This window comes from Pseudomonas sp. B22(2017) (genome assembly GCF_002113105.1).
GTDB lineage: Bacteria > Pseudomonadota > Gammaproteobacteria > Pseudomonadales > Pseudomonadaceae > Aquipseudomonas > Aquipseudomonas asiatica.
The window spans coordinates 1-24,678 of the sequence record NZ_NEJN01000015.1 but is presented as its reverse complement, the minus strand read 5'-3'; the positions used below and the strand labels follow the sequence as shown (position 1 = coordinate 24,678).

Annotated in this window: 23 protein-coding genes; all 23 read left to right on the top strand. The window is 53.5% G+C overall.

The window, feature by feature from the left end; all coding sequences use genetic code 11:
- The first annotated feature begins 40 nt into the window (after window positions 1-40).
- The 23 genes from CAG18_RS23000 (at window position 41) to CAG18_RS22895 (ending at window position 24,435) form a co-directional block, all read left to right on the top strand.
- Window positions 41-835 carry a glycosyltransferase family 2 protein gene (locus CAG18_RS23000; protein ID WP_085721631.1) on the top strand — a complete coding sequence of 265 codons (795 nt, stop codon included), beginning with the start codon at window positions 41-43 and terminating at the stop codon, window positions 833-835.
- On the top strand, window positions 832-1,884 hold the full coding sequence (locus CAG18_RS22995) for an EpsG family protein (protein ID WP_085721630.1): 1,053 nt from the start codon (window positions 832-834) through the stop codon (window positions 1,882-1,884). The genes CAG18_RS23000 and CAG18_RS22995 overlap by 4 nt, the downstream gene beginning before the upstream one ends.
- Before the next feature lie 35 nt (window positions 1,885-1,919).
- Window positions 1,920-2,873: an NAD(P)-dependent oxidoreductase gene (locus CAG18_RS22990; RefSeq protein WP_085721629.1), complete on the top strand. Its 954-nt coding sequence runs from the start codon at window positions 1,920-1,922 to the stop codon at window positions 2,871-2,873.
- Between the two features lie 62 nt (window positions 2,874-2,935).
- Window positions 2,936-4,096 carry a glycosyltransferase family 4 protein gene (locus tag CAG18_RS22985; RefSeq protein WP_085721628.1) on the top strand — a complete coding sequence of 387 codons (1,161 nt, stop codon included), beginning with the start codon at window positions 2,936-2,938 and terminating at the stop codon, window positions 4,094-4,096.
- Window positions 4,093-5,070 carry an SDR family oxidoreductase gene (locus CAG18_RS22980; protein WP_085721627.1) on the top strand — a complete coding sequence of 326 codons (978 nt, stop codon included), beginning with the start codon at window positions 4,093-4,095 and terminating at the stop codon, window positions 5,068-5,070. The genes CAG18_RS22985 and CAG18_RS22980 overlap by 4 nt, the downstream gene beginning before the upstream one ends.
- The gene (locus CAG18_RS22975) at window positions 5,067-6,080 is read left to right on the top strand and encodes a glycosyltransferase family 4 protein (RefSeq protein ID WP_085721626.1); all 1,014 of its coding nucleotides are present in this window, start codon (window positions 5,067-5,069) and stop codon (window positions 6,078-6,080) included. The genes CAG18_RS22980 and CAG18_RS22975 overlap by 4 nt, the downstream gene beginning before the upstream one ends.
- Before the next feature lie 30 nt (window positions 6,081-6,110).
- Window positions 6,111-8,099: a nucleoside-diphosphate sugar epimerase/dehydratase gene (locus CAG18_RS22970; RefSeq protein WP_256573435.1), complete on the top strand. Its 1,989-nt coding sequence runs from the start codon at window positions 6,111-6,113 to the stop codon at window positions 8,097-8,099.
- A 550-nt stretch (window positions 8,100-8,649) separates the two neighbouring features.
- Window positions 8,650-9,720 carry a dTDP-glucose 4,6-dehydratase gene (gene rfbB, locus CAG18_RS22965; protein WP_085721624.1) on the top strand — a complete coding sequence of 357 codons (1,071 nt, stop codon included), beginning with the start codon at window positions 8,650-8,652 and terminating at the stop codon, window positions 9,718-9,720.
- The gene (locus tag CAG18_RS27590; RefSeq protein ID WP_085721623.1) at window positions 9,717-9,917 is read left to right on the top strand and encodes a sugar nucleotide-binding protein; all 201 of its coding nucleotides are present in this window, start codon (window positions 9,717-9,719) and stop codon (window positions 9,915-9,917) included. The genes rfbB (CAG18_RS22965) and CAG18_RS27590 overlap by 4 nt, the downstream gene beginning before the upstream one ends.
- Window positions 9,907-10,788, top strand: a complete 882-nt coding sequence (gene rfbA / locus CAG18_RS22955) for a glucose-1-phosphate thymidylyltransferase RfbA (protein WP_061303017.1) — start codon at window positions 9,907-9,909, stop codon at window positions 10,786-10,788. The genes CAG18_RS27590 and rfbA (CAG18_RS22955) overlap by 11 nt, the downstream gene beginning before the upstream one ends.
- A 343-nt stretch (window positions 10,789-11,131) precedes the next feature.
- The gene (locus tag CAG18_RS22950) at window positions 11,132-12,130 is read left to right on the top strand and encodes a glycosyltransferase family 2 protein (protein ID WP_371807322.1); all 999 of its coding nucleotides are present in this window, start codon (window positions 11,132-11,134) and stop codon (window positions 12,128-12,130) included.
- A 4-nt stretch (window positions 12,131-12,134) separates the two neighbouring features.
- Window positions 12,135-13,205 (top strand): dTDP-glucose 4,6-dehydratase, encoded by a 1,071-nt coding sequence (rfbB, locus tag CAG18_RS22945; RefSeq protein WP_061303009.1) that lies wholly within the window; start codon window positions 12,135-12,137, stop codon window positions 13,203-13,205.
- A complete protein-coding gene (rfbD, locus tag CAG18_RS22940) occupies window positions 13,202-14,101 on the top strand; it encodes a dTDP-4-dehydrorhamnose reductase (protein WP_061303007.1) in 900 nt (299 codons plus the stop codon). Before rfbB (CAG18_RS22945) ends, rfbD begins: the two co-directional genes overlap by 4 nt.
- Window positions 14,101-14,985, top strand: coding sequence for a glucose-1-phosphate thymidylyltransferase RfbA (rfbA, locus tag CAG18_RS22935; protein WP_039615107.1), 885 nt, complete (start codon window positions 14,101-14,103; stop codon window positions 14,983-14,985). The genes rfbD and rfbA (CAG18_RS22935) overlap by 1 nt, the downstream gene beginning before the upstream one ends.
- A complete protein-coding gene (gene rfbC, locus CAG18_RS22930) occupies window positions 14,985-15,542 on the top strand; it encodes a dTDP-4-dehydrorhamnose 3,5-epimerase (RefSeq protein WP_085721622.1) in 558 nt (185 codons plus the stop codon). Before rfbA (CAG18_RS22935) ends, rfbC begins: the two co-directional genes overlap by 1 nt.
- A 61-nt stretch (window positions 15,543-15,603) precedes the next feature.
- Window positions 15,604-17,064 carry an ABC transporter permease gene (locus CAG18_RS22925; RefSeq protein WP_085721621.1) on the top strand — a complete coding sequence of 487 codons (1,461 nt, stop codon included), beginning with the start codon at window positions 15,604-15,606 and terminating at the stop codon, window positions 17,062-17,064.
- Window positions 17,061-17,756 carry an ABC transporter ATP-binding protein gene (locus CAG18_RS22920; RefSeq protein WP_085721620.1) on the top strand — a complete coding sequence of 232 codons (696 nt, stop codon included), beginning with the start codon at window positions 17,061-17,063 and terminating at the stop codon, window positions 17,754-17,756. The genes CAG18_RS22925 and CAG18_RS22920 overlap by 4 nt, the downstream gene beginning before the upstream one ends.
- Window positions 17,757-17,765: 9 nt before the next feature.
- Window positions 17,766-18,224, top strand: a complete 459-nt coding sequence (locus tag CAG18_RS26865; protein WP_139657552.1) for a hypothetical protein — start codon at window positions 17,766-17,768, stop codon at window positions 18,222-18,224.
- 32 nt (window positions 18,225-18,256) lie between these two features.
- Window positions 18,257-19,531, top strand: coding sequence for a rhamnan synthesis F family protein (locus tag CAG18_RS22915; protein ID WP_085721619.1), 1,275 nt, complete (start codon window positions 18,257-18,259; stop codon window positions 19,529-19,531).
- Window positions 19,532-19,585: 54 nt separating this feature from the next.
- Window positions 19,586-21,436 carry a hypothetical protein gene (locus CAG18_RS26860; protein ID WP_143492686.1) on the top strand — a complete coding sequence of 617 codons (1,851 nt, stop codon included), beginning with the start codon at window positions 19,586-19,588 and terminating at the stop codon, window positions 21,434-21,436.
- Entirely contained in the window at window positions 21,433-23,043 is a 1,611-nt protein-coding gene (locus CAG18_RS22905; RefSeq protein WP_085721618.1) for an aldolase catalytic domain-containing protein, read from the top strand. The genes CAG18_RS26860 and CAG18_RS22905 overlap by 4 nt, the downstream gene beginning before the upstream one ends.
- A 5-nt stretch (window positions 23,044-23,048) precedes the next feature.
- Entirely contained in the window at window positions 23,049-23,801 is a 753-nt protein-coding gene (locus tag CAG18_RS22900) for a 3-deoxy-manno-octulosonate cytidylyltransferase (protein ID WP_061302990.1), read from the top strand.
- On the top strand, window positions 23,782-24,435 hold the full coding sequence (locus CAG18_RS22895) for an HAD family hydrolase (protein WP_061302988.1): 654 nt from the start codon (window positions 23,782-23,784) through the stop codon (window positions 24,433-24,435). The genes CAG18_RS22900 and CAG18_RS22895 overlap by 20 nt, the downstream gene beginning before the upstream one ends.
- Window positions 24,436-24,678: the final 243 nt, after the last annotated feature.

Genomic DNA, 24,678 nt, shown 5'->3' with positions numbered 1-24,678 from the left:
AGACCATAAGGTCTGGCTGTAATGAAAAGGGTGGTCAGCTGTGCTCAATGCTTCTGTCAGTGTTATTGTCCCTTGCTATCGAAGCACGGAATCGATTTCGCGTGCGGTCGAGTCGGTGTTTGCACAGTCTATAAGGCCCCTTGAAGTGATTTTGGTCGATGACTGCAGCCCCGATGATACGCTACAGCAACTTTATCTCGAACAGCGCAAATACCCGGCGGGGTGGGTGAAGGTAATTGCCATGCCGCAAAATGGTGGGCCTGGTAATGCGCGTAATGCCGGCTGGTCTGAAGCGAGTGGCCAATACATAGCTTTTCTGGATTCCGACGATTGTTGGTATGAGCGGAAAATAGAACTTCAATATAATTGGCTTGAGTCACATCCCGAAGCAGTGCTGTTGGGCCAATATTTTGGTTCAGGTATGCGAAATGAATCCTTCAGAGAAACTATTGGCTTTGCGCAGGTAACGGCGAGGCAGTTGCTATTTTCCAATAGGTTTACAACATCTTCTGTGATGCTGCGTCGGGACATTGGAGAGCGCTTCACACGTGATAAACGCTACTGTGAAGATTATCAGCTTTGGTGCGATATCTGTTACGGAGGAGGGGGGTGCTACAATATAGACTTCCCACTTGTCCGAACATTCAAGCCTGTTTATGGTGATTCTGGCTTAAGTGGACAGCTCTGGCGGATGGAACAAGGTGAGTTGGGCGTTCATGTCTCGCTGCTCCGGCGCAGAAAAATTGGTATTATGCCATTCTTGCTCGCGGTGTCTTGGTCGTTGATGAAGTTTGCTCGGCGTGTCCTCAACTCCTCTGTGCGAAAGTGTCAATGATCTATATCTTCGGCTGGGCAGTGATGTTGCTGGCGCTTGTCGCATCTGAAATTACCAAAAATAGAAGTAGAATTCCTGCTGCTTTGGTGGTTTTTATTGTTGCAGTGCCGGTCATACTCAGGGGCTCTGTCGGTACAGATACAAATACCTATGAGTGGCTATTGGAATCGGCTGGCTCAGATATTGTTGCGGGCGGAGTGGAGCCGATATTTACATTCTTGGGTTGGCTCTTTAAAACTATCACAGGGTCAGCGGTGGGCGCAGTCAGGTTGTTTGCGTTGCTTCTTTTTTTAGTGTTGTTTTATTATGTATTTTACTCCAATAAAAATGAGCGCTTCTTTTTATTGTCTTGTTTTTTGCCAGCGTTCATTTACCAGTACAGTATGAATACATTGCGCCTTGGCCTAGCTAGCGTTTTCTTGTTGCTGACGTTTCAGTGGGTGCGGAGGCTTCGTTACTCACGGCGGGCCTTTTTTTCAGTGGTGGCGCTAGGGTTTCATTATTCCTCAATTTTTAATTTGGCCTACTTGTTGCTACTGCGCATGCGTTGGGCTCGGTGGAGTAGTGTTGGGGGCGCAGTCGGCCTCGTGCTGGCAACCGCCTCGATACTGTTTATGAAAAGCGACTACTTTCTGATGAAATTTAACGCCTATAGCGCTGTTTCTTCGCCAGCAAATTTTTCCGGGCTGAGTAAAGTCGCGGTCATAGCTGTGATGCTGCTGTCAGTGGCTGCTTCGCGGATGCATCGGAGCGATAAATTTAAACTGATGCTACTTACAGTAATCTTGACGATGGCATCATTGGTGTTGGCTAGCGTCAGCTACGCCGGTCTACGCTTCCTTGATCTTTTGTCTTTTGCCCTTCCATTGGCGGTTTTGGTGGCCTATAACGACGATGACCGGCCCCTTGACTGGGTAATCAAGTTTGGTTTTTCAGCCGTTGGCCTTCTGGCGATGGTGGCAAGCTACAGGAACTACTTGCAGGAGTCGGGGCAAGGGCCTAGCCCATTTTTGCCTTATCATTTGCTTGATATATTCGGCGGCATGTAAATGGGCGTGGCAGATTTCGCTACAGGAGGGCCGGCTTGAAAATTCTAGTTTTGGGTGCAAATGGCTTCATCGGAGCGCGCCTGCTCAAGGTGCTAGCGGAGCAGCAGTGCTCGGTGCGCATCTTGACTCGTCAATCAGGCCGCTTGGCCAACGATCGGGTAGAGGTATTTGTCGGTGACCTTACAAGTGAGCGCCTGGACGTTGATGCTCTGGTAGATGGTTGTGATGTGATCATCAACTGCGCAGGGGAGATCAGGAACGAACAGTTGATGGCCCCACTGCATGTGAAAGCGGTTGAACGCTTACTAGGTGCCGTCAGTGGTAGAAGTGGGGCGGCGCGGCCTGTGCGCTGGGTTCAGTTGAGCAGCGTTGGGGCCTACGGCCCGGCGGTTGGCCGCAGCCGCATAGTCACGGAGGTCACAGCCGTTAACCCCCAAGGACCCTATGAAACTACCAAGACCGATGCGGATAAGCTGATCATGTCCCACCCTGCTTTGCAGGGACAAGCGGCGGACTGGAGCATTCTGCGCCCATCAAATGTATTTGCTAGCGACATGCCCAACGCTTCCATCCGTCAACTGGCAGCGATCATTCGTAAACGGGCATTTTTCTATGTTGGCCGGGAAGAGGCCATCGCAACGTATGTCCACGCCGACGACGTCGCTGCTGCCCTCGTGCGCTGTGCTATCGATCCTCGTGCCTCTAGGCAAATTTACAACCTGTCCAATGATTGCCCGCTGCGGGACGTTGTAGACGCTTTGGCAGCGTGCCAAGGTGTTCCCTCGCCACGACTGCGAGTGCCTGAAAAAGCGGTGAGGGCTGCGGTGTGGATGGCTGGTAATATTATGCGGTTACCGTTGACACAGGGGCGAGTTGATGCACTCGTGAACAAGACGACTTACCCGGCTGACAAACTAAGAGCTCAATTGGACTTTGTGCCCCAATATAATGTACCTGCACATATTGGCGAAGTAGTGAATAAGCATTAGCGGCTTTCATCTTGTGGCGGTTGAGCGATTTATAATTGAATAGCGTATTGGGATCAAACAACATGTCGATTAATGGCCTAAGAGTGGCACGGATCTCGACGGTTCCGTTTTTTGTCGTCACTCAGTTAAGTGCTCAACTCAGCGCCCTGCATGAAGCAGGTGCAGAAGTGCACGTCATTGCCAGCAATGACGACATGAGTGACACTTTACGGTCACGACCAGACCTCAAGTTTATTCCGGTCAATATAGCCCGAGAAATCAGCCCGCTGAAAGATCTGTGCAGCTTGGTACGGCTTGTCATTTTGTTCCGCACGCAGCGCTATGACATTGTTCATTCCACGACGCCGAAAGCCGGGTTGCTAACAGCTATTGCGTCACGCTTAGCGGGTGTGAAGGTTCGTTTGCATACTTACACCGGGCAACCGTGGGTCACTACGACAGGCGCAAAAAAAAGTCTCCTAAAATTCTGTGACAAGCTTATTGCTGCGTTAAACAGCCATAGCTTTACCGACAGTGCCAGCCAACGAGATTTTCTTGTTCGTGAAGGGGTGGTCCCAGCGGAAAAAATTTCAGTTATTGGCCTGGGCTCTCTTGCCGGTGTCGATATGGCGCGGTTTGACGCTGGACGTTTTGCTCCCGCCGCTGTTGCGCAGACCCGAATGGAACTTGGTATCCCCTCCAGTGCCAAAGTTTTGCTGTTTGTCGGCAGGGTCACACCGGATAAAGGCATCCGCGAACTCATGGAAGCATTCAAACTCTTGAGCGGGTTGCACCAAGATCTCTATCTCATTCTGGTCGGGCCATACGAAGCTGACGGGCGAGAGATCGTCGAGGCTTACCTTGCCGGTGAGCGCGCTTCGCATGTAAAGGTGCTTGGGCTCCAGGCCGAACCAGAAAAGTATATGGCTGCAGCAGATTTGCTTTGCTTGCCCAGCTATCGGGAAGGGTTTGGCACCGTAGTGATCGAAGCTGCTGCAATGGGCCTGCCTACTGTAGGTACCGACATCTATGGTCTGAGCGACGCTATTGTTGATGGCCAAACCGGGCTGCTGGTTCCTGTGAGGAACGCGGGGGCGTTGTCTGATGCGATTGGTTCGTTACTTTCTCAGCCAGATCAGCTGAGTGACATGGCCATCCAAGCGAAGGCGCGCGCCAGAAGGGATTTCGATTCGAGGCGGTGCTCGGCCCTGCTCATTGAACAATATGAAGGATTTCACCGATGAGCAATGCAGCGAAAGAGCGCGTGCTCGTGACGGGCTCCACAGGCTTCGTTGGTAGCGCACTTGTGGCCGCCCTGTTGAGCACCCAAACGTATGATGTCGTGGCCCAGGTTCGGGAAAGATCGCCGGTAACCAACCCTTTGGTAAAAAGTGTGCAGGTGCCTGCCATCAACGGTGGGACCGACTGGGGGGCTGCGCTGTCGGGTGTGGATGTTGTAGTGCATTGTGCTGCCCGAGTGCATGTCATGACCGAGACCACTGCTGACCCGTTGTCTGCGTTTCGCCAGGTCAATGTTGACGGCACGCTGGCGCTTGCCCGGCAGGCTGCCAAAGCAGGTGTGCGCCGGTTCATCTACCTGAGCTCCATCAAGGTTAATGGTGAGCAAACGACCCTCCAGCCCTTCCGTCCGGATGACTGCTGCTCACCGACCGACCCCTATGGCCTATCCAAATGGGAGGCCGAGCAGGGGTTGATGGCCATTGCAGCTGAAAGCGCGATGGATGTCGTGATCGTCAGGCCTCCGCTGATTTATGGCCCGGGGGTCAAGGCCAACTTCCTGAAAATGATCAGATGGATGGATCGAGGTATCCCGTTACCGCTGGCCACCGTCCACAACAGCCGTAGCCTGGTTGGCTTGACTAACCTGATCGGTTTCTTGATCCATTGCATCAGTCATCCGAATGCCGCTAACCAGGTATTTCTGATTTCTGATGGAGAAGACCTCTCGACGCCAGCGTTGCTGCGCAAGGTTGCCAATGCTCTCGGCAAGACGTCGAGGTTGGTGCCATTTCCATCAGCGTTGTTATCTGGCATGGCGGCGCTGCTTGGGAGGAAGGCCGAGGTGGGGCGGCTTTGCGGCTCCTTACAGGTGGATATCGAAAAAAACTACCGGCTGCTTGGATGGCAGCCACGGTTATCGGTTGCCGATGAATTGAAGCGCACTGTGAAAGACTACCGTCAGCAGGAATCCAAATGACCCTTTGGTTGTTGTTACCCATCACCGTTATTGTTTCGTATTTCCTGACTGGAGCGCTCCGCCGCTACGCTCTGTCTGCCAGCATGATCGATGTGCCAAACGCACGCAGTTCACATACAGTGCCAACACCCCGCGGTGGCGGTGTTGCTATTGTGGTGTCATTCCTGGTTGGGCTTCTGGCGCTGGCGTTCGCCGGTGCACTGCACACTTCCCTTTTATGGGGGCTATTCGGTGCTGGCTTGATCGCGGCGCTCGTAGGGTTCCTTGATGATCATGGCCACGTTCCCGCGCGCTGGCGATTGCTAGGGCATTTTTCCGCAGCTGCGTGGGGTTTGGTCTGGTTGGACGGCGCCCCACCGCTCGAGCTTTTCGGTACGGTCTTCAATCTTGGGCTTGTTGGGCATTTGCTGGCTGCTGTCTATCTGGTCTGGCTGCTCAATTTGTATAATTTCATGGATGGTATTGACGGTTTGGCCAGCGTCCAGGCCGTGACGGCGTGTATGGGGGGCGCACTGCTCTGCTGGCTTGGAGGGCAGGCTTCGCAACTGTGGCTGTCAGGCCTGATGTTAGCCTCAGTGGCGGGCTTCCTGATATGGAATTTCCCGCCCGCAAAAATCTTCATGGGCGATGCCGGTAGTGGTTTTCTGGGTATCATGCTTGGACTGCTGGCCCTACAGGCCACTTGGGTTTCGCCTGCTTTTTTCTGGAGCTGGCTGATCCTGCTGGGTGTATTCGTTGTCGATGCGACCTGGACACTCATCCGGCGGCTTTTGAGAGGAGAGAAGGCCCATGAAGCTCATCGCAGCCATGCGTACCAGTTCGCGTCGAGGCAGTACGGGAGCCATCGGGTAGTGACCCTCAGCGTCCTCCTGATCAACACCGTATGGTTGATACCATTCGCATTATTGGTCGGTTCAGGCAAGCTTGATGGCATCACAGGGCTTGTAATGGCTTATGCACCATTGGTCTTTTTGGCAATAAAGTTTAAAGCTGGACTGCGAGAGGCCTGACTACCCATGACACAAGGAGGCGATAACAAGATGCGCAGTTGGCTTCTACAGCTTACGCGGCGCCAGAAACGGCTGCTGCAATTGTCTACTGATGTGCTCCTGATCTGGGTTGCGCTCTGGCTGGCCTTCGTGGTCCGTCTTGGAATTGATGATCTGGCCAACCCAATTATCGACCACGGTTGGCTGTTCCTCTGTGCCCCCGTTGTGTCGATCCCGCTGTTCATCCGCTTCGGCCTGTACCGCGCGGTAATGCGCTACTTCGGCAACGACGCACTGATCGCCATCATCAAGGCCGTGACACTCTCCGCGCTGATCCTCGGGTTCATCATTTACTGGTCTAGCAACCACCAAAACGTCGTCCCTCGTTCGATCACTTTCAACTATTGGTGGCTCAGCCTGATCATGATCGGTGGCTTGCGGTTGGCCATGCGTCAGTACTTCCTGGGCGACTGGTTCTCCGCCGCGGTGCAGCACGTGCCGTTCGCCAGCCGCGGCGACGGTCTGCCGCGCGTAGCGATTTACGGCGCGGGTGCGGCCGGCAACCAGCTTGTGGCTGCATTGCGCATGGATAAGGCCATGCGCCCGGTGGCTTTTATTGATGATGACGCCAGCATCACCGACCGGGTGATTGCAGGCTTGCAGGTTTATCACCCCGACCAGCTTCAGCGGATGATCGATGTAACAGGGGCGCACGAGATTCTGCTGGCGATTCCATCGTCTACCCGCACCCGTCGACGCGAAATCCTCAACTTCCTTGAAAGCTTCCCGCTGCACGTACGCAGTGTGCCCGGTTTCATGGACCTGGCCAGTGGTAAGGTCAAGGTGGATGACATCCAGGAAGTTGACATTGCCGATTTGCTGGGCCGTGATGCCGTGCCTGCGCAAAGCGACTTGCTGGAGCATTGCATTGTCGAGCAGACGGTATTGGTCACTGGAGCAGGCGGGTCCATCGGCTCCGAGCTTTGCCGGCAGATTCTCGGGCAATCCCCCAAGACCTTGCTGCTGTTCGATCACAGCGAATTCAACCTCTACAATATCCTCTCGGAGCTGGAGCAGCGTGTTGCCCGTGAGTCGTTGTCGATCAACCTGATCCCGATCCTGGGCTCGGTGCGCAACCAGCCGCAGATGCTCGACATCATGAAGACCTGGCGGGTTGATACCGTGTATCACGCTGCGGCCTACAAGCATGTACCGATGGTCGAGCACAACATCGCCGAAGGTTTGATGAACAACGTCATCGGCACCTTGCACACCGCCCAGGCTGCGCTGCAGGCCGGCGTTGCCAACTTCGTGCTAATTTCTACCGACAAAGCTGTGCGCCCTACCAACGTGATGGGCAGCACCAAACGTTTGGCGGAAATGACCCTGCAAGCCCTTAGCCGGGAAATGGCGCCAGTGCTGTTCGGCGACAGCAGCAATGTCTCGCAGGTGAACAAGACACGCTTCACCATGGTTCGCTTCGGCAATGTGCTGGGCTCGTCGGGCTCGGTGATTCCGCTTTTCCACAAACAGATCAAGGCAGGTGGCCCGCTGACGGTCACCCATCCGAAGATCACCCGTTACTTCATGACCATCCCCGAAGCGGCGCAGCTGGTGATTCAGGCCGGGTCGATGGGCAAGGGTGGTGATGTGTTCGTGCTGGATATGGGCGAGCCGGTGAAGATTGTGGAGCTGGCTGAGAAGATGATTCACCTGTCCGGCTTCAGCGTGCGCTCCGAACGTAACCCGTTGGGCGATATTGCCATCGAGTTCAGCGGTCTGCGGCCAGGTGAGAAGCTGTACGAGGAGCTGCTAATTGGCGATAACGTGATTGCCACTCGCCACCCGATGATCATGAGCGCCAACGAAGACTTCCTGGCCTGGGATATGCTCAAGGATGCACTGCGGCAATTGCTGGCGGCGGTGGCAGCAGATGATTTTGTGCGGGTACGGCAGTTGTTGCGCGAAACTGTGAGCGGCTATTCGCCGGAAGGCGAGATTGTGGATTGGATGTACCAGCAGCGACGGCTGGACCCCTGATTCAGCAGCAGTGCGCTGGTTAGTCTTGCTCAAGGCTCAAAGGTTTGCACTAACCCTGTGGGAGCGGATTTACCCGCGAAGAGTATGATTCGGTATATGGCGCCGGCTGCACCGGTGCCCCCACAGGGATAGTGAATTCCTTACACCCAGCATTGCGCTCTGCCCCAAAAATGCCAATCAACGTATGTTTACCTTTGAAGGCAATTCAATGAAAGCAATGCTGGATCCCAAGAGGCTCCAGACGCGGTTTCGCCACGTTTTCCCAGCATGCGGAATTCTCGTACAAAACCACGGTCTAGTAGCCTCAGTTCAAAAGCTGCGTGACTCGGGAGGGGCCCACCTTCGGCATTCCATAATCTATCGACCCTTCCTGTTAGGCGCGGATTACAGTGCAAAGTGCTGCAAGGCTTAAGCTCCGTTGACTGAGCGAAGTAGACCAGGCGGTCATGGTTCAATGTCACGATGACATCGTTTCAGCTCTCGGGCCAAGCGCCAACAAGCTAGAATCCAGGAAGGTGGAAGTGGACCATGACAGCGGAAGCAGACATATATGGCCATTCTGGTAACCGGTGGTGCGGGCTTCATTGGCGCGAACTTCGTGCTGGACTGGCTGGCCGGCAATGACGAGCCCGTGGTCAATCTCGACAAACTCACCTACGCAGGCAACCTGCAGACCTTTAGCGGCCTGCAGGACGACGCGCGGCACATTTTCGTGCATGGCGACATTGGTGATTCCGCGCTGGTGGAACAGCTGCTGAAAACCCACCAGCCGCGCGCCATCGTCAACTTTGCCGCCGAGTCGCACGTCGACCGCTCGATTCACGGCCCGGAAGACTTCATCGAAACCAACATCGTCGGCACCTTCCGCCTGCTGGAAGCGGTACGCGCGTATTGGGGCGGCCTGGATGAGCCGGCGCGCAAGGCTTTTCGCTTCCTTCATGTGTCCACCGACGAAGTTTACGGTTCGTTGGCCGCCGGCGAACCGGCCTTTACCGAAACCCACCAGTACCAGCCCAACAGCCCGTACTCGGCCAGCAAGGCCGCCAGCGATCACTTGGTGCGATCGTACCACCACACCTACGGCCTGCCGGTGCTGACCACCAACTGCTCGAACAACTACGGCCCTTACCACTTCCCGGAAAAACTCATCCCGCTGATGATCGTCAACGCCCTGGCTGGCAAACCGCTGCCGGTATACGGCGACGGCCAGCAGATTCGCGACTGGCTGTACGTCAAGGACCACTGCAGCGCCATCCGCCGCGTACTGGAAGCCGGAAAGATCGGCGAGGTATATAACGTGGGCGGTTGGAATGAAAAGCCCAACCTGGAAATCGTCAACCGCGTGTGCGCCTTGCTTGACGAACTGCGCCCCCGCGCCGACGGCAAGCCCTACGCCGAGCAGATCACTTACGTGACCGACCGCCCAGGCCATGACCGTCGATACGCCATCGACGCCCGCAAGCTTGAGCGCGAACTGGGTTGGAAGCCTGCCGAAACCTTCGAAACCGGTATTCGCAAGACCGTGGCCTGGTACCTCGACAACCAGGAGTGGGTGCAGAACGTAAAGTCTGGAAGCTACCGTGACTGGGTAGAGAAGAACTACGCAGGACGTTCGGCATGAAGATTCTGCTACTGGGCAAGGACGGCCAGGTAGGTTGGGAGCTGCAACGCAGTCTGGCCTCGTTGGGGCAGGACGTAGCCTCGAAAGTCCAAGCATTCGTGCCATTGATCACCGATGTGTACTCCGCTTCGGCCAAGTGGCCGAGCAAACTGTGCATGTTCAGGAAACCCATGAGAAATGACCACCATGAAGCGTAAAGGCATCATTCTGGCGGGCGGGTCGGGTACCCGACTGCACCCCGCAACCCTGGCAATTTCCAAGCAACTGCTGCCGGTGTACGACAAACCGATGATCTATTACCCGCTGACCACCCTGATGCTGGCGGGCATCCATGACATCCTGATCATCTCCACCCCCCAAGACACCCCGCGCTTTGAACAGCTGCTGGGTAACGGTCACCGCTGGGGCATCAACATCACCTACGCGGTGCAACCATCCCCGGATGGTCTGGCGCAGGCCTTCCTGATAGGCGAAGGCTTTATTGGTAACGACCCCACAGCGCTGGTGCTGGGTGACAACATCTACTATGGCCACGACTTCCAGCACTTGCTGCGCAGTGCCATGGATCGTCAGGGAAGCGCCAGCGTGTTCGCGTACCACGTGCATGACCCTGAGCGCTACGGCGTAGTCGAGTTCGACGGCCAGGGCAATGCCATTAGCCTGGAAGAGAAACCAACCAAGCCCAAGTCCAGCTATGCCGTGACCGGCTTGTACTTCTACGACAATGACGTGATCGAGATTGCCAAGAGTATTCGGCCATCCGAACGGGGCGAGTTAGAGATTACCGATGTGAATCGGGCTTACCTGGAACAGCACCGGCTGTCGGTGGAGATCATGGGGCGCGGGTATGCCTGGCTGGATACCGGGACGCATGATTCGTTGCTGGAGGCGAGTGGATATATCGCGACTATCGAGCGGCGGCAGGGATTGAAGGTGGCCTGCCCGGAGGAAGTGGCATACAGGCAGGGATGGATTGGTGCCGAGGAATTGTTGAGGCTGGCTGAGCCTTTGGCGAAGAACGGGTACGGGCAGTACCTGAGGCGGTTGGTGCAGGGGACGGTTTTTTAAGGGAGATGCGGTTCCACCTTTGAAGGGTGGCATTCCTTGGGTGTGGGGAGTGCATTGCCGCCGTTGGCAACAGGGGCGAGTCTGCATCTTCTCGCCGGCTGGTCAAATTTTCGGTCTGAAAGTGACTACGCAGAAAACCTATGTAATTTCAGTGACGATTTTGGTTATTTTTGTTCTGTTTTTTAAAGAAAATTTTATCTGGAGCGCAAGAATTTCACGAGATATTCAGAAACTGATGCGATTGTGCTATCCTTCCTCGCGATTTTGTGCAATGGCTTTTTGATGGCACTCAAGTTTAGTTAGGGTATCTGCGGAAGCAGTTGTCATTTCAGGGAAGACAAGCGTGGCGGTGCTCACTCAACCCCCTGGCGTTCACACGCCGGACAGGCTCCTATTCGCTCAGGAATTAAGCATTCCTGAGCTTGCGCGTGTGGCGATCCTGATGTGCACCTATAACGGTGCCAATTTCCTGACTCAGCAGCTGGATTCTTTCGAGCGGCAAACCTATCGAAACTGGGTCCTCCACGTGTCGGATGATGCCTCGCAGGACGGTACGCTCGAGGTACTCAAAGGGTACGTAGAGTCGTGGGGCTCACACCGCATCAAAATAGTGAGCGGTCCCCAAGCCGGCTTTGTGCGTAATTTCCTTTCGCTGACCTGCAGGGCTGACATCGAAGCGGATTATTTCGCGTGGTCGGATCAAGATGACGTTTGGTGCCCAAGCAAGCTCCAGGCAGCTGTAGAGTGGCTTTCGAGTGTGCCTGCCGACCAGCCTGCCCTTTATTGTGGCCGCACCCTGCTGATTTGTGACGGGGGAATCCATCGCGGATTATCGCCAAATTTTGCCTCTCCACCACATTTCAAAAATGCACTGGTTCAAAGTATCAGCGGAGGCAACACCATGGTCTTCAACAAGGCCGCGCGTGCCTTGATCATGGAAGCCGGTGCTGAATTGACCGTGCCCTCCCACGACTGGTGGTGCTATCAGCTGATCACTGGTGCGTCTGGCGCCGTTCGCTACGACCCTGAACCCCGGGTTTTTTACCGGCAGCATGCCGACAATGTCATCGGCAGCAACTCTGACTGGTGCGCCCGCCTGCGACGCCTGGTCATGGTATTCCAAGGGCGTTTCTATGAGTGGAATGCCCAGAATATCCGTGCCTTGGAGAGCATGAGTCACCGGTTGAGCAAAGATCACCGCAAGACCCTCAAGCTGTTCAAGACAGCCCGAAAACGAAGCCTGCCTGTGCGCGTCTACAAAGTGCTCAAAGCAGGCCTGCATCGTCAGACCCTCCTTGGCAACCTTGGGTTGCTGCTCGCGACAATACTGAAAAAGATCTGATCAAATGACTATTCTGGTAACTGGTGGCGCCGGCTTCATCGGCGCCAACTTCGTGCTTGACTGGGTTGGCCAGTCGGGTGAAACCGTCATCAACCTGGACAAGCTGACCTATGCCGGGAACCTGGAGAATCTCTCCACCCTGGAAGGTAACCCGCAGCATGTGTTTGTGCATGGCGACATCGCTGACAGCCAACTGGTAGGGCAGCTGCTTGGCGAGCATCGCCCTCGTGCCATCATCAATTTTGCTGCAGAATCGCATGTTGATCGCTCCATCCATGGGCCGGAAGATTTCATCCAGACCAATATCGTTGGCACCTTTCGCTTGCTAGAGGCCGTTCGTGCTTACTGGAATGGGTTGGAAGGTGATGAGCAGCAAAAGTTCCGCTTCCTTCACGTATCTACCGACGAAGTGTACGGTTCGCTGGCTGGCGATGCGCCAGCTTTCACCGAAAAGCACCAGTACGAACCGAACAGCCCGTACTCCGCGAGTAAGGCAGCCAGCGACCACTTGGTGCGGGCGTACCACCATACCTATGGCCTGCCAGTACTGACCACCAACTGCTCGAATAACTACGGCCCGTATCATTTCCCTGAGAAGCTGATCCCGCTGATGATCGTCAATGCCCTGGCAGGCAAGGCCTTGCCGGTATACGGCGATGGCCAGCAGATTCGTGACTGGTTGTATGTGAAAGACCACTGCAGCGCCATTCGTCGCGTGCTCGAGGCAGGTGCCGTGGGCGAGGTTTACAACGTTGGCGGTTGGAACGAAAAGCCGAACCTGGAAATCGTCAATCGTGTTTGCGCCTTGCTGGACGAGTTTCGTCCACGCGCCGACGGCAAGCTCTACAGCGAACAGATCGCCTATGTTACCGACCGCCCTGGGCACGACCGCCGGTATGCGATCGATGCTCGCAAGCTGGAGCGTGAGCTGGGTTGGAAGCCTGCCGAAACATTTGAAACGGGCATTCGCAAGACCGTCCAGTGGTACCTGGAAAACCAACCGTGGGTCGAAAGCGTCCTGTCCGGTAACTACCGTGATTGGGTCGAGAAAAACTACGCCGAGCGCCGCGCATGAAAATTCTTCTGTTGGGCAAGAATGGCCAAGTGGGCTGGGAACTGCAGCGCAGCCTCGCCCCCTTGGGCGAGGTGCTTGCCCTGGATTCGCGTAGCGTTGATTTCTGCGGTGACCTGGGCAACCTAGAAGGGCTCAAGGACACGCTGGCGCGTTATGCTCCCGACGTTATCGTTAATGCCGCCGCCTACACCGCAGTGGACAAGGCCGAATCCGAGCCGAGCCAGGCACACCTGGTCAACGCCGAGGCTGTAGCTGTAATGGCTGAGGCCGCGGCAAGCAGTGGCGCGTTGCTGGTGCATTACTCCACCGATTACGTATTCCCTGGCGACGGTACGCAGGCCTGGCGCGAGACTGACGGTGTTGGCCCGCTGAACGTCTACGGCGTAAGCAAGCTGGCCGGGGAGCAGGCAATTCAGGCATCGGGCTGCCGCCACCTGGTCTTCCGCACTTGCTGGGTGTACGCAGCCCGCGGCAACAACTTCGCGAAAACCATGCTGCGACTGGCGCGTGAGCGCGACACCTTGGGCGTGATCGATGACCAGTTTGGTGCACCTACAGGGGCCGAACTGATCGCCGACGTGACGGCGCATGCCATTCCGGCTGCGCGGGAAAACCCCAAGCTGGACGGTATCTACCATCTGGCAGCGGGCGGTGAAACTACATGGTGCGGTTACGCGCGCTATGTCATCAATCTGGCTGCTGCCGCTGGTCTGGAGCTTAAAGTCTCTGCCGAGGCAGTCAATGCACTCACAACAGATGCCTACCCTACGCCAGCCAAACGCCCGGCCAACTCCCGCCTGAATACTGAAAAACTGCAGAAAGCCTTCCAGCTGAATCTCCCGTCCTGGGAATACGGTGTGGCACGGATGCTGACAGAAATCATAGAGAAGCAATGATGAGTAAACGTAAAGGGATTATCCTGGCCGGTGGCTCCGGCACCCGTCTTCACCCAGCAACGCTGTCCATCTCCAAGCAGTTGTTGCCGGTGTACGACAAGCCGATGATCTACTACCCGCTGACTACGCTAATGCTGGCGGGTATTCGCGACATTTTGATCATCTCCACCCCGCAAGACACCCCGCGCTTTGAACAGCTGCTGGGAGATGGTGCGCGTTGGGGGGTGAATATCCAGTATGCAGTCCAGCCTTCGCCGGACGGCCTGGCCCAAGCTTTCATCATTGGCGAGCAATTCATCGGTAATGATCTGTCGGCATTGGTGTTGGGCGACAACATTTTCTACGGGCACCACTTCAACGAACTGTTGCATAGCGCAACAGACCGTGACCATGGTGCAACCGTGTTTGCCTATCACGTCAACGACCCTGAGCGTTACGGTGTGGTCGAGTTCAACGACCAGGGCAAAGCTGTCAGCTTGGAAGAGAAGCCGCTGCAGCCGAAGTCGAACTACGCGGTCACCGGCCTGTATTTCTATGACCAGCAAGTGGTTGAGATTGCAAAGAGCATTCAGCCTTCGCCACGCGGCGAGTTGGAGATCACTGATCTCAATCGCATCTACATGGAGCAGGGTAGCCTGTCTGTTGAGATCATGGGCCGGGGCTATGCATGGCTCGACACCGGCACCCACGACTCGCTGCTCGAGGCAAGCCACTACATCGCAACCATCGAGCACCGCCAGGGCCTTAAGGTTGCATGTCCTGAAGAAGTTGCTTTCCGCCAGCAATGGATCACTGCAGAACAGCTGGAAAAACTGGCTGCGCCGCTGGCCAAGAACGGTTATGGCCAATACCTGAAACGCCTGCTGCAGGAAAAAATTTACTAATGAAAGCTACTCCTTTGGCAATTCCCGAAGTCATTTTGTTTGAGCCTCGGGTTTTCGGTGATGACCGTGGCTTCTTCTTCGAAAGCTTCAACCAGAAGGTTTTTGATGAAGTGGTAGGCCGCGAAGTCAATTTTGTACAGGACAACCATTCCCGCTCTGCCAAGGGCGTACTGCGTGGGCTGCATTACCAGCTGCAGCAAGCGCAGGGCAAGTTGGTGCGTGTGGTCCAGGGTGAAGTGTTCGACGTTGCTGTAGATGTCCGTCGTGATTCGCCCACCTTTGGCAAATGGGTGGGGGCGCACCTGTCCGCAGAAAACAAGCATCAGCTGTGGGTGCCGGAAGGATTCGCGCACGGCTTTGTCGTCATCACGGAAGCGGCAGAGTTCCTGTACAAAACCACCGACTTCTACGCCCCAGCGCACGAGCGCTGCATCATCTGGAACGACCCAGATATCGGAATTGACTGGCCGATAGACTTTGAACCACAGCTGTCGGCGAAAGACCTGCTTGGCAAGCGGTTGGCCGAGGTTGATGTGTTCGAGAATTACAGCAAATAAAACCACGGTAGCGATCGACGAGACGCAGGGCTAATGCCCTGCGTTTTGCGCATTGGAACTTATGACTCAGATAGAAAACCTCGCACCCGCACAGGCATTCGAATTGGCGAACGCGTTGATGCGGCAGAAACGCTGGGTGGAGGCGGCTACGCTATGGCAGGCCTTCCGCGAGCAATATAAGGGCCACCCTGCGCCATGGTTGCAAGGCGCTGTCTGCTGCTTTAAGCAAGAGCAGTATGAACAAGCGGGCGAGCTTTTAGAGTTTAGTCGACACCGTTTCGATAAGCACGTCTCCACCTGGTTGATCAGTGCAGACTGGGCCCAGGTGCAAGGTGAGGCGGCGCTCGAAGCGCAGCTGCTGGGGCAAGGTCGTGCGGTGCTGGGTGACTGTTGGGAGTTGCTTTGCCGCACCGCCGCGTTGGCAATGCGCAACGGTGATGTTTCCGCCGCGAAGGCGCATAACCTCACTGCTCGCAATGTGGCCCCTGATCAAGTTGAGCCGCTGGTCCAAGCTGCGGAAATCGCCGAAAAGCTAGAGCAGTGGGAAGAGGTCGCTGAGTATTGGAACGCTGTAGTCGCTTTGAAGCCAGCACACTCCCAAGCCTATCAAAAGCTTTCGCAGGCCTACGAGCGGGCAGGGCAACACGCATTGGCGCGGCGATATCGGTTGGCAATGCAATATGGTGCCGAAATATTAAATACGCCGGAGCCTGCTGTAAAAGATGAACTAAAAAAGGCCAAGGGTTCGGCATCTTCGGTTATGCACTTTGCTACTTTGGTGGTAACCAAGGCCATTTTGAACCTGAAGTCAGAGTCTTCGCGCACCCACCTTAATTACGCTTGGGTGGTGCTGGAGCCTCTGCTGCACCTCGTTATTTATTATTTCCTGTTCGGCAGAGTCTTGAATGCGGGGGTCGAGAATTATGGCCTATTCCTGCTCTGCGGTTTAGTGCCCTGGATGTGGTTCACCAAAGCGGTGTCGACCAGTGCAACCAGCATATTGGGCGGTCAGTCACTCATGCTGAACAGTAACGTTCAGCCCGCCTTTTTTCCGCTTGTCAATATTGTGCAGTCGACGTTCAAGCAGTTGCCAGCCATGCTATTGCTGATCGTTCTACGCTTTGTAGCTGACGATGATAGTTTGAGCTTAAGTCTTATTTATTTCCCGATAATCGTAGTGCTGCAGTTCCTGCTGACCATCGTGCTGGGTATGCTGCTTGCGGCGCTTGTTTCAATGGTTCGCGATATTGCCAACATCGTTGGTACGGGCTTGACCCTGCTGATGATCCTTTCGGGGGTAATCTACAACTACCAATCCCTGCCTGGGAAGGTGGCAGAGTGGGTTCAGTACAACCCAATGGCAGTTATCATTTCCGCTTATCGCCAGGTGATTCTGCAGGGAACCGCTCCTGAAACAAAAGGGTTGCTCTATGTGCTTGCAGTGAGCGTTGCGTTGACGGCTGTCAATTACATTGTTTACAAGCTGCAGCGGAAAAAGTTTGTAAGGCGGGGCATGGCATGAAGTCTGATGTAGTCCTTTCGCTGCGTAACGTAGGTGTGCGGTTCAAGCTGAATGGTAAGCGAGGGTTCCATGAGCCCTTGAAAGGCATTGACCTGGATATCAAGGCTGGCGAAACGCTCGGCATTCTTGGCAGGAATGGCGCAGGCAAATCGACGTTGCTCAAAGTTCTGTCGGGCGCATTGACCCCCGATTCGGGTGAGGTTTTGAACCATGGCGCCTCGGTGGCCTTGCTGGCCTTGCAGGCGGGCTTCGACAGCAATCTTACCGGTCGAGATAACGCAATTTTTGGCGGCATGCTGCTGGGGCATCCCAAAAAGTGCGTTATCGAACGGGTAGAAGAAATAAAGGCCTATTCGGAGCTGGGTGATTATTTCGAAGAGCCGGTGAGAAACTACTCGACGGGTATGGCCTCTCGATTGGGGTTTGCCATCAGCACCATCATGAGTCCCGATGTGATTCTGGTCGATGAGGTGCTTAGCGTTGGTGACGCCAGCTTCAAGAAGAAGGCTGAGCGTACGATGATTCAAAAAATTGCGTCAGGCCAAACAGTTGTACTCGTATCGCACTCTCAAGGCCAGATTGCCGCTTTGTGCGACCGTTGCGTCATATTGGAGGGGGGCAAGCTCATCACAGGAGAAGGTGTTGGGCAGGTCATGAAACTCTACGAAGAAATTATTGCAAATAAACGTTAGGGAAGTTGCATGAGCATGAAATACGTGTTGATTCCAGCAGTGATCGTAATGGCGCTCGCTGGCTGTGGCGGTGAGAACTCTGTTGCGTCGTTGCCAGTAGAAAAATCTAATCGCTGTGCATTAGATTTGGTACAAGGAAGTAAAGACAGGGGGGTTAAGGTTCGTCAGGGTGTTGTTGAGCTTCGCGGATGGGCACTTGGTTCCGACAGCGCTGCAGGAACCGGAAAGCTCGTTGTAACAATGAAAAATGCTCAAGGCGATGTCTATACTTTTGAAGAAAGCTCGCGCTATGATCGGTTAGACGTCGCTAAAGCATTTAATGACGAAAAGTACACAAGATCAGGTTTCTTCATTCGCGCGGATCTTTCTACGCTGCCAGTTGGTGCCTACGGTATTCTGATCAAAACTCCGGAGAAAGATCGTGTTGTTGCTTGCTCGGTGAGCAAGAACATTATTGTTGAATCGTGATCTTTTAACTGGTTATTGATTGAGGAGCCGTTGTGGGTATTTTTCAGAAATTGTCGGATCAGCTTCGCTACCCGGCAGCATACGCTTATGTTTCGCTTCAGTCTCGGATGAACTGGTTCAGGAGTTTGGGCAAGGCAGACAGCGTGCTGTATTCGTCCAGTTATGCTGGCCAGAAAATTGTTCTGATGGCATTGTTTCAGAAAGGCGAGATTCGTGACGATATAGTTCATTTTCTTCGTGCAGCCAAAGAGGCGGGTTTGTACGTTCTCTGTGTAAATACGTTAAAAATAAAAAATCCCGAACGATATAGCGATATCATTGATTGCTATATTGAAAAGTATAATTACGGTCGAGACTTTGGTAGTTATAAGTCTGGCTTTAACTATCTCTACTCCAGTGGGCTTGCTGAGCAGTGTCCTCGAATGATGCTTGTGAATGATAGCGTCTTCTTTAGTCGCAAGCATAACGCGCAATTTCTTCATGAGATGTTTGATTCCAACGTCGAGGCGTTAGGGGCGACCGAGAATTATGAAATCGAGCATCACCTTGGGTCGTTCTGTATTGCCTTGAGCAATAACGTTCTCAATCATCCTAGACTGAAAAAGTATTGGAAAGACTATAAGTGCACGGACGTACGCCCTGTGGTTATAAAAACAGGTGAAATGGAGCTTTCGAAAACGCTGAAGCGTATTGTGAGTTCGCCCAACAATTTCCGTTCGCTATATGATATTGGTCGTGCGTCGGAGCTTTTGCATGGCAGCGATGAGGTGCTGGAAGATATTGCTCGTCTGTCGCGAAATTCCGAGCTTTTACACTGGCCACGATTTTCTTTTTCTGCTGTTAGTAAGGATGTTATTAGCAAGTATCTTCATTCTCCGGCTGCGATCGCTGGCGTTTCGGCATTGAATGCCGATTTTGATTCGCTGTCGGAAGTTGAAGTGCACTATGCTGATTCACTGAGTGGATTCTCTGAGTTTGTCTGTGGTGCTGTGACAAACTCTTCATCCGCAGCTGGAAGTATCCGTTCGACTGTAAAGGGGGAGGTAATTTCCAACTTCATCGGTTGCTTTGCGCATGGCTCTCAGATCCATCAGAATGGAATATTTCTCCATCGTATCGGTTTGCCAATTATTAAGTTGGATGGTGTTTATCGCGGTATGTTTGTATCCAAGGATATCGAAAATATTGCACTGGATCTCGAGCCGGACCAGCGCGGTGAGTTTCGCTGGATCATGTACTCGCGCCCATTTGGTGGTGATGTATTGATTGGTTGGAAGCGTGCGGCATTTTTACGCGGTTTGATTTGAGGTTTGCGAGTCCCGAATACTGACTGGTAGATCTTTTTACGTAAGGAAGGAAAGGTGCATCCTGATTTTTTAGAGCTTTCCGTGCTCGATAAAGCTAAGTCAAACTTAAAGCGAGTTGTGCCTCACTCGTGCCTGGATACACCATCCCATCGTCAATTGGGTAATGGAAAGTTATCTTTTGCGGGTTGGTTCTTGAAGGATCACCATGTCTCCGATATCCATTTAGTAATTAGGAATGGGCATGCGGAGCATCAGGTCTATGCAACGGTCGAGCGTCGTGATGTGCTGAGCAGTGTCCTAAGGGTCTCACAGGATGTGCTAAGTGTGCATCCTCAGTTGCACTGCGGGTTCAAAGTGACTATCGAGGTGGACCTAAATCAGCCTGTCGATATTATTTTTGTAGTTGATAACGAGGAATACCCCTGGCGGGTGATTCATGCCGCGGCAACTGGTTTCAAAGCTGCCAGTCTGCAAAATCTATGGTCTGAGTTTGTCAATTGCAAAGATGTTAGAAAGCTTGCGGCGGATTTGTCCGGTTTCTTAGCAAAAATCAGTGATGCAGTCCTCGATGATATTATATTTCGAGGAGTGCAGGTTTCCAGTTTGAAGGAATTAAGTTCTGGTAAGGTTCCTATCGAACTGTCTCGGGCCGTACCGTTCTTAAAATATGTTACCTCTAGTGACTTCTGCATTGATGCGGTGGAGACTGCGCTTTCAAAAGGGTCAGTCATTGTTCCCGATCCTTTCGGCTATGGTATGGCATGCTGTAATGAAAGCTATGTGATGGGCAATGAGATAAATGTGCTTAGATTTGTCTCGTCCACAGGTGAAGCGTGCTTTGTCTTTCAGCATGTTGGTTCGGCGGACGCTATATATTTCCCTACTAAAAATATTATTGCGCTGACCCCGCACTTGTCTGATGGTCTTGTAAGGGGCTTCATTTATAAGCTCGTCAGAAATATGGTTGAGGTTTCGGCGTACGCTTCGGGTGGGCGAGGTTTTTCTGGGATTATTGCATCACATAGTCGTCCTTATCATTTTTACTACGATGTGGCTCCGGCAGTCGGTGCTCTTCATGATGCCCGGTTCTTAGAGCGCTTGCCGAGTATCGTTCATTACAAGGGGGCTGATTTTTGTTCCCTTTCGAGTTTGTATGGCGTAAATGTTCCTGAAGCTTTACTGGCGCCTGAGGAGGTGTGGAGTAAGGTGACCAAAATCAAGGGCTTCTATTTTCATGTGGGCTCTGTATTCGATCAGACACGAGTTGATTGTGTTAATCGGTTTGATCGGAGATTTGTCTCCTTGGCAAGGAAGGGGATTGTTTCACTAGATCCAATAATTGCGAAAGGGTTGATGTCCTGTTATCCGCTAATTTGGTTTGGGGTTACAGTCCAGAAGCGTTCATGGCTTGAGCAGGTTGACTCTGCGGTCAATATATTGAATTCGCTTAAGACTCTATACCCGGAGGTAGGGGTCGTATTTGATGGATGGACTTCGCCGATGCATCCAACACCTCGAGATCAGCGTGAGACCGATCTTGATAATGGCGTTGTAAAGGAAATTAGAAAGAGTCTGGATCCTTCGATTCCTGTTTTTAATGTGGTTGGCGCGGACAGTGTCAAAAAAATTCAATATGCAAGTTTTGTCGATGCTTATGTAGGTAACTCTGGCACAGGTGGTCTACATGTTGCTAGGTTTGCAGGGCGCCCAGGAGTGGCGCACTTGAATACGAAGATGCTTAATGCCAATAATCACATTCGCAAGCGAACTCGCCTCATAGACGTCAAGCATATTGTTGATCGTCCTGAGGATTCTGACTTGAGAATGGATTTTATCAGTTACAGTCTGGACTGGCAGGTTGTGTATGACGAACTGGTTCAGGTTATTGAGGGAGTTTCAAAGTGATTGGGAGTACTGTTATCGATTGCACCCTGCGTGATGGCGGTTACTATAATTCTTGGGATTTTCCGGAAGATGTAGTTGATGACTACCTGAAGGCAATGGCTGCTGCCGGTGTTAACGTCGTCGAGCTGGGCTTACGCTCTCTGAAAAACTCCGGTTTCAAGGGCGCGAGCGCTTTTACCACCGATCATTACATCCGCAGTCTCGATGTACCGGGCTCACTTTCAGTCGCAGTCATGATTAATGCTGTGGAGCTGCTCGGAAGTGAGCTGCCGATGGAAGAGGTCTTGAGCCGACTGTTTCCAGAGAGCGCGGCGACGTCGCCTGTGGAACTCGTGCGTATCGCCTGCCATGTACACGAATTCGAACAGTCACTTCCTGCATCGGCCTGGCTGAAAGAGCGCGGTTTCCAGGTCGGATTCAACCTCATGCAGATTGCTGACCGTAATCAGCAGGAAGTCGAGACTTTGGCCGCCGCAGCCGCCAACTGGCCATTGGATGTTCTGTATTTCGCTGACAGCATGGGCAGCATGAGCCCTGACCAAGTGGCACAGGTTGTCGGTTGGCTGCGCTCGCGCTGGAAGGGCCCTCTGGGTATTCACACTCATGACAACATGGGCTTGGCACTACAAAACACTCTGCGCGCCTTGGACGAAGGCGTCACTTGGTTGGACGCCACCGTTACCGGCATGGGGCGTGGCCCCGGTAATGCGAAAACTGAGTACTTGGTCATCGAGCTCTCGGAGCGCAGTGGGCTAAGCGCTAACGTTGTTCCCTTGATGGGCGTGATCAATCGCTACTTCCGTCCTCTGCAGCATGAGTGTGGGTGGGGTACCAATACTTACTATTACCTGGCGGGTAAGTATGGGATACACCCTACCTACATCCAGGAAATGCTGGGCGACTCGCGTTATGGCGAAGAAGATATCCTGGCTGTTATAGAGCACCTGCGTGTTGAGGGTGGCAAAAAATTCAGCTCGCGCACATTGAATTCCGCCCGGGTCTTCTATCAGAGCCCTACGCAGGGGAGCTGGGCTCCCGCAGAGGTATTAGCGGGTCGCGATGTGTTGCTGCTGGGCACCGGGCCTGGTGTGGAAAAGCATAGGGCTGCGATTGAGGCCTATATTCGCAGGTGCAAGCCGTTTGTAATGGCACTCAACACACAAGCGAAGATTGCTTCGGAATTGATTGATGTGAGAGTGGCTTGCCATCCGGTTCGTCTGCTAGCTGACTGCGCAGAGCATGCTCGTTTGCCGCAGCCGCTGGTAACCCCAGCTAGCATGCTACCAGAAGATGTGAGGCAAGCATTGGGGGAGACGGCCCTTCTTGACTTCGGGATTACCGTAAACTCGGATATGTTTGAGTTCAACTCAACACACTGCACGTTGCCGACCTCTTTGGTATTTGCTTACGCGTTGGCCATCGCTGCTAGTGGGGATGCGCGTTCGATCAACTTGGCAGGGTTTGATGGGTATGGCGCAGATGACCCGCGTACAGCTGAAGTTGAGTCTGTGTTGGAACTGTTCCTCAAGTCGACGCCGGAGTTGCCCGTCACCGCAGTAACGCCTTCGCGTTATGCGATCGAATCCAAATCTATTTATGCGATCTGACTAATATGAAATCAGTTGTCGTAATTCCCGCACGCTATAAATCGTCACGGTTCCCAGGTAAGCCTTTGGTGAATCTGCTGGGAAAACCCATGATCCTTTGGGTGGCCGAATTGTCTGCCAAAGCGGTCGGCCAAGAAAACGTTTTTGTTGCTACCGAAGATGACCGCATAGCGCAGGTGGTGGAAGGTGCTGGCTTCAATGTGGTGATGACGAGCAGCACGGCCCTGACTGGGACTGACCGTCTGGCAGAGGCTGCTCAGCAAATTGAGGCTGACATCTACATCAACGTACAAGGTGATGAGCCGCTGATTGATCCTGTTGATATCCAGAAAGTTCTGGAGCTCAAGAAGGTGGCAATGGATTCGGTGGTGAACGGTTACTGCTGGATTGATGATGCCGAAGACCCAAACAGCGTCAATATTCCTAAAGTGGTCACTACTGAAAAAGGTGACCTGATGTACATGTCTCGCCTACCGGTTCCTGGTTTTAAAGATCCGGCCGTTGCGCCAAGCCGCTACAAAAAACAAGTCTGCATTTATGGATTCACCCGCCAGCAACTGGATAGCTACGCCAGCTTTGGCCGAAAAGGTGAGGTAGAAAGCAGCGAGGACATCGAAATTCTGCGGTTCCTCGAGTTGGGTGTGCCGGTCAAAATGGTCGAAACCAGCGGTGGTAGCCTGGCGGTGGATGTTCCTACCGACGTAGATGTTGTAGAGCGTGCGCTGCAGGAGCTTGGGTTTGAACTTGCAAAAGTATAAAACAATCATTTTTGATTGTGATGGCGTGGTTTTAGATTCGAATCGCGTAAAAACACAGGCGTTCTACTTGGCCGCACTGCGCTACGGTGAAGCAGCTGCGCAAGCGCTCGTCGACCATCATACTGCCAACGGCGGCATATCCAGGTTTAAAAAGTTTGAATACTTTTTGAATGAAATAGTGGGTGTGCGCTCGGATGAGTCGGGCATGCAATACCTGCTAGATGCCTACAGCAAGGAAGTTGCGGATGGCCTGATGCAATGTAAGATTGCTGAGGACCTTGAGGATCTTCGATGTGCTTCGCCGAATGCTAAATGGCTGATTGTCTCTGGTGGTGCTCAGGTCGAGTTGAGGCATGTGTTTTCTGAACGGGGCATATCTGATTACTTCGATGGCGGGATTTTTGGCAGTCCCGATCCCAAAGACACCATTTTCGCCCGGGAAATCGCTGCAGGTAACATTGAATTCCCTGCGCTCTTTATTGGAGACAGTCGTTACGATCATACGGTTTCTGAAATGTTCGAGACTGATTTTGTCTTTGTTTCGGCCTGGACGGAGTTCAAGGGCTGGCAGGATTACTTTGCAAATACTGGGGTAACCTGCAAATCCGCATTGTCGGATTTAATTACCCAGTAAAGATAGCACCGTGCGCTGCATACTCTGTGGCGCAATGGATTATGCATTTGCGTTATCGCTGCCTGGCAATGTCTGCCGTTTTAAAGGCATCACCATGCATCAAGGACCCCCGCAATGGCGTATTACCGAACACCCCATGATGTGACGGCCCTGCCCGCCTGGCAGGCGCTTCAGCAACACCGCGACGCCATGCAAGGTTTCAGCATGCGCGAAGCTTTCGCCGCCGATACCAAGCGCTTCGAC

Coding starts and splice junctions, on each gene's coding strand:
- CAG18_RS27590 (WP_085721623.1), top strand. CDS start 9,717: ATGAAGATTCTGCTACTGGGCAAGGACGGCCAGGTAGGTTGGGAGCTG.
- CAG18_RS22980 (WP_085721627.1), top strand. CDS start 4,093: ATGAGCAATGCAGCGAAAGAGCGCGTGCTCGTGACGGGCTCCACAGGC.
- CAG18_RS26865 (WP_139657552.1), top strand. CDS start 17,766: ATGAGCATGAAATACGTGTTGATTCCAGCAGTGATCGTAATGGCGCTC.
- rfbB (WP_061303009.1), top strand. CDS start 12,135: ATGACTATTCTGGTAACTGGTGGCGCCGGCTTCATCGGCGCCAACTTC.
- rfbD (WP_061303007.1), top strand. CDS start 13,202: ATGAAAATTCTTCTGTTGGGCAAGAATGGCCAAGTGGGCTGGGAACTG.
- CAG18_RS22900 (WP_061302990.1), top strand. CDS start 23,049: ATGAAATCAGTTGTCGTAATTCCCGCACGCTATAAATCGTCACGGTTC.
- rfbA (WP_061303017.1), top strand. CDS start 9,907: ATGAAGCGTAAAGGCATCATTCTGGCGGGCGGGTCGGGTACCCGACTG.
- CAG18_RS22995 (WP_085721630.1), top strand. CDS start 832: ATGATCTATATCTTCGGCTGGGCAGTGATGTTGCTGGCGCTTGTCGCA.
- CAG18_RS22975 (WP_085721626.1), top strand. CDS start 5,067: ATGACCCTTTGGTTGTTGTTACCCATCACCGTTATTGTTTCGTATTTC.
- CAG18_RS22925 (WP_085721621.1), top strand. CDS start 15,604: ATGACTCAGATAGAAAACCTCGCACCCGCACAGGCATTCGAATTGGCG.
- CAG18_RS22920 (WP_085721620.1), top strand. CDS start 17,061: ATGAAGTCTGATGTAGTCCTTTCGCTGCGTAACGTAGGTGTGCGGTTC.
- rfbA (WP_039615107.1), top strand. CDS start 14,101: ATGAGTAAACGTAAAGGGATTATCCTGGCCGGTGGCTCCGGCACCCGT.
- rfbB (WP_085721624.1), top strand. CDS start 8,650: ATGGCCATTCTGGTAACCGGTGGTGCGGGCTTCATTGGCGCGAACTTC.
- CAG18_RS22985 (WP_085721628.1), top strand. CDS start 2,936: ATGTCGATTAATGGCCTAAGAGTGGCACGGATCTCGACGGTTCCGTTT.
- CAG18_RS22970 (WP_256573435.1), top strand. CDS start 6,111: ATGCGCAGTTGGCTTCTACAGCTTACGCGGCGCCAGAAACGGCTGCTG.
- rfbC (WP_085721622.1), top strand. CDS start 14,985: ATGAAAGCTACTCCTTTGGCAATTCCCGAAGTCATTTTGTTTGAGCCT.